This is a genomic window from Streptomyces sp. CO7 (assembly GCF_053474865.1).
In genome coordinates this window covers 22,786-26,269 of sequence record NZ_JBRIOU010000007.1, presented here as the reverse complement: position 1 = coordinate 26,269, position 3,484 = coordinate 22,786, and the positions used below count along the sequence as shown (strand labels likewise).

General features: G+C 72.9%; 3 protein-coding genes, 5 tRNA genes and 1 pseudogene. 4 read left to right on the top strand and 5 right to left on the bottom strand.

Features of this window, described 5'->3' with window-relative positions; translation table 11 throughout:
• Positions 1-98: pseudogene (locus tag ACOV8S_RS23890) on the top strand (zf-TFIIB domain-containing protein); the annotation flags it as partial.
• Between the two features lie 57 nt (positions 99-155).
• On the opposite strand, the gene ACOV8S_RS23885 reads toward ACOV8S_RS23890, so the two are convergent.
• From ACOV8S_RS23885 to ACOV8S_RS23865, 5 genes are all read right to left on the bottom strand, one after another.
• Positions 156-227, bottom strand: a tRNA-Val gene (locus tag ACOV8S_RS23885).
• 39 nt (positions 228-266) lie between these two features.
• A tRNA-Val gene (locus ACOV8S_RS23880) sits at positions 267-338 on the bottom strand.
• A 34-nt stretch (positions 339-372) separates the two neighbouring features.
• Positions 373-444 (bottom strand) — tRNA-Val (locus ACOV8S_RS23875).
• Between the two features lies 1 nt (position 445).
• Positions 446-519, bottom strand: a tRNA-Cys gene (locus ACOV8S_RS23870).
• 41 nt (positions 520-560) lie between these two features.
• Positions 561-633, bottom strand: a tRNA-Gly gene (locus tag ACOV8S_RS23865).
• Between the two features lie 201 nt (positions 634-834).
• Here ACOV8S_RS23865 and ACOV8S_RS23860 point away from each other — a divergent pair.
• From ACOV8S_RS23860 to ACOV8S_RS23850, 3 genes are all read left to right on the top strand, one after another.
• Entirely contained in the window at positions 835-1,887 is a 1,053-nt protein-coding gene (locus ACOV8S_RS23860) for a chorismate-binding protein (RefSeq protein WP_448320182.1), read from the top strand.
• Positions 1,884-2,708 (top strand): aminotransferase class IV, encoded by an 825-nt coding sequence (locus ACOV8S_RS23855; RefSeq protein WP_448320180.1) that lies wholly within the window; start codon positions 1,884-1,886, stop codon positions 2,706-2,708. The genes ACOV8S_RS23860 and ACOV8S_RS23855 overlap by 4 nt, the downstream gene beginning before the upstream one ends.
• Positions 2,709-2,773: 65 nt before the next feature.
• Positions 2,774-3,484: GNAT family N-acetyltransferase (locus ACOV8S_RS23850; protein WP_448320179.1), on the top strand; the 711-nt coding region annotated here is incomplete at its 3' end.

The window sequence follows — 3,484 nt, the reverse complement described above, 5'->3', positions numbered from 1 at the left end:
CGGGTGCCCCGGCCTGGGGCGCTCCGCACGCCGGCCACCACGGCCACGGCGGGCACCACCGCCCGCACAGCTTCGGCCGGATGCTCTTCTCGTCCTGACGCCGGAAAACGCGGAAGCCCCCGTCCACCGAGGTGGACGGGGGCTTCGCGATGGTGTGGACGATACTGGGATTGAACCAGTGACCTCTTCCGTGTCAGGGAAGCGCTCTCCCGCTGAGCTAATCGTCCTCGGGACAGGTGCGCGGCCCGGGGGCCGTGCCTACCGCGTGCGCGATACTGGGATTGAACCAGTGACCTCTTCCGTGTCAGGGAAGCGCTCTCCCGCTGAGCTAATCGCGCGGGGATCCTTGCGGATCAGGTCCTTGCGGACCGGTGGACGATACTGGGATTGAACCAGTGACCTCTTCCGTGTCAGGGAAGCGCTCTCCCGCTGAGCTAATCGTCCTTGGAGGTGGAGACGGGATTTGAACCCGTGTAGACGGCTTTGCAGGCCGTTGCCTCGCCTCTCGGCCACTCCACCAGGAGCACAGGGGTTCGGGAAGATCCCCTGCTCTTCATGCGAGCGGACGACGAGGCTCGAACTCGCGACCTCAACCTTGGCAAGGTTGCGCTCTACCAACTGAGCTACGTCCGCCTGTCGTTTCGGTCCGCTTCCGCGTCCCGGCGACGTGTTGAACTTTAGCCCATTCCCGGGCCAGTACAAAAACGCGTTTGCCCAGCATGCCGCGGCGGACCTCACCGCAGCGCGTTCCGGCAGGTCCACACGCGTGCGCCCGCGGCGCCCGGCACCACCGGCCCGGAAAGCTTCGTCCCGTCCCGACCTACACTCGGCGGAGTGCAGCACCTCCCACCTCTCGCCCGGTTCGGCGGCCTCGTCGCCACCGGCCTGCTCGACGTCACCGACGACCCGGCAGCGCTCGACTCCAGCGGCTTCTGGGCCGTCGCCGCCGACTACGAGGGCCGCCTGACCTGCGCCCGCTTCGCCGACGTCCGCGCCGAGCCGGTTCCCGCGCCGGTCCCCGGACGGTGGCCCGCGCCCGCCCCCGGCGACTGGACGTCCTCGCTCGACCGCGCCGCGTACACCGAGGGCGTGCGCCGCATCCACCGGCACATCGCGGCCGGCGAGGTCTACCAGGCCAACCTCTGCCGCGTCCTCGCCGCCCCCGTCGCCCCGCACGCCGACGTCGACGACCTGACGGCGCTGCTGGCGCGCGGCAACCCGGCGCCGTACGCAGGAACGATCCGTCTGCCGGAGCACGGGGTGGAGATCGCCACCGCCTCCCCGGAGCTCTTCCTCAGCCGCGACGGGCGGACCGTGGAGTCCGGCCCGATCAAGGGCACCGGGCGGACCGAGGCCGACCTGCTGCCCAAGGACACGGCCGAGAATGTGATGATCGTCGACCTGGTCCGCAACGACCTGGGCCGGGTCTGCCGCACCGGCAGCGTCACCGTGCCCGACCTGTGCGTGGTGGAGAAGCACCCCGGCCTGGTCCACCTGGTCTCCACGGTGCGCGGCGAGCTGCTGCCCGGGGCCGGCTGGCCCGAGCTGCTGGCCGCCGCGTTCCCGCCCGGCTCGGTGACCGGCGCCCCCAAGGAGAGCGCCCTGTCGATCCTCGCCGCGCTCGAGCGGGGGCCGCGCGGCCCCTACTGCGGGGGCATCGGCTGGGTCGACGCCGACCGCGGGCGCGCCGAGCTGGCCGTCGGCATCCGCACCTTCTGGATCGACCGGGACGGCCCGGGCTCCGCCGTGCTGCGTTTCGGGACCGGCGCCGGGATCACCTGGGACTCCGACCCGGACCGGGAGTGGGCGGAGACCGAGCTCAAGGCGTCCCGGCTGCTCGCGGTAGCGTCGGGAACGTACGACACCAGTGGAGGGACCCTTTCGTGAAGATATGGCTCGACGGCGGGCTCAAGGACATCGAGTCCGCCCGCGTCTCCGTCCTCGACCACGGACTGACCGTGGGGGACGGCATCTTCGAGACGGTGAAGACGGTCGACGGGAAGCCCTTCGCCCTCACCCGCCACCTGGACCGGCTCGCCCGGTCCGCACGGGGGCTCGGCCTGCCCGCCCCGGACGCCGACGAGGTCCGCCGCGCCTGCGCGGCCGTGATCGACGCCAACCCGGGCCTGCCGCTGGGCCGGCTGCGGATCACCTGCACCGGTGGCCACGGCCCGCTCGGCTCCGACCGCGGCGACCGGGGCACCACGCTGGTGGTGGCGCTCGGCGAGGCCAAGGTGCGCCCGGACTCCACCGCGGTGATCACCGTGCCGTGGACCCGCAACGAGCGCGGCGCGCTCACCGGACTGAAGACCACCTCCTACGCGGAGAACGTCGTCGCGCTCGCCCGCGCCCACGAACAGGGCGCCTCCGAGGCCCTGTTCGGCAACACCGTCGGGCAGCTCTGCGAAGGCACCGGCTCCAACGTCTTCGTCGTGCTGGACGGCGAGATCCTCACCCCGCCGCTCGCCTCCGGCTGCCTGGCGGGCATCACCCGCGAGCTGGTGGCCGAATGGACCGGAGCGCGGGAGACCGACCTGCCGATGGACGTCCTGGAGCGCGCCGACGAGGTGTTCCTGACCTCCTCGCTCCGCGACGTGCAGGCGGTGCACCGCGTGGACGACCGTGAACTCCCCGGCATCGACGGACCGTTGACGGCGAAGGCGATGCGGCTCTTCGCGGAGCGGTCGGGCGACGACCTCGACCCGTGAACCGGTGCGGGAACCGGTCCGCGCACCGGGGGGCCGCGGGGCTCCCCGTGGGGTAGGAACACCGCATGACCACCACCCTGCGGCCCACCGAGCCGTTGCAGCAGGAGGCCGACGGGACCCGCTCGCGCCGCTTCCAGGTGTGCGTGAACAGCAGGCCCGTCGGCGTACTGCGCCTGGGCACCTCGCCGGCGTTCGGCGACACGGTCGCCCGTGTGCTGGACCTGCGGATCGACGAGGCGGACCGACGGCGCGGCCGGGCCACGGTGGCCGCGCTGGCCGCCGAGGAGGTCGCCCGGATGTGGGGCTGCCGGCGGATCGAGGCCACGGTGCCCGCGGAGGCCGAGGCCGGGCTGCGGCTGGCGGTCGCGCTGGGGTACACCGAGCGCAACCGGACCATGGAGAAGCGGCTCGACGGGACCCCCGCGTCCGCCCCACCGCCCGCCGGCAGCCGGGTCCGGACCATGACGCCCGAGGAGTTCCGGTCCTGGCGTGCGACCGCAGCCGAGCAGTACGCCCGTGACTGGATCGTCCGCGGCGTGCCCCGGGAGGAGGCCCTGGCCAAGGCCCGCCGGGACCAGACGCAGCTCCTGCCGGACGGACTCGGCACCCCGGGCATGGAGTTCTGGGTGCTGGAGCACGAGGAGGCGCGGGCGGGGCTGCTGTGGATCCGGCTGGGCGCGGCGGAGTCCGACGCCGCGTACGTCTACGAGGTCGCGACCGAGGAGGCGGTGCGGGGACGGGGGTTCGGACGGGCGCTGATGAGGCTCGCGGAGGAG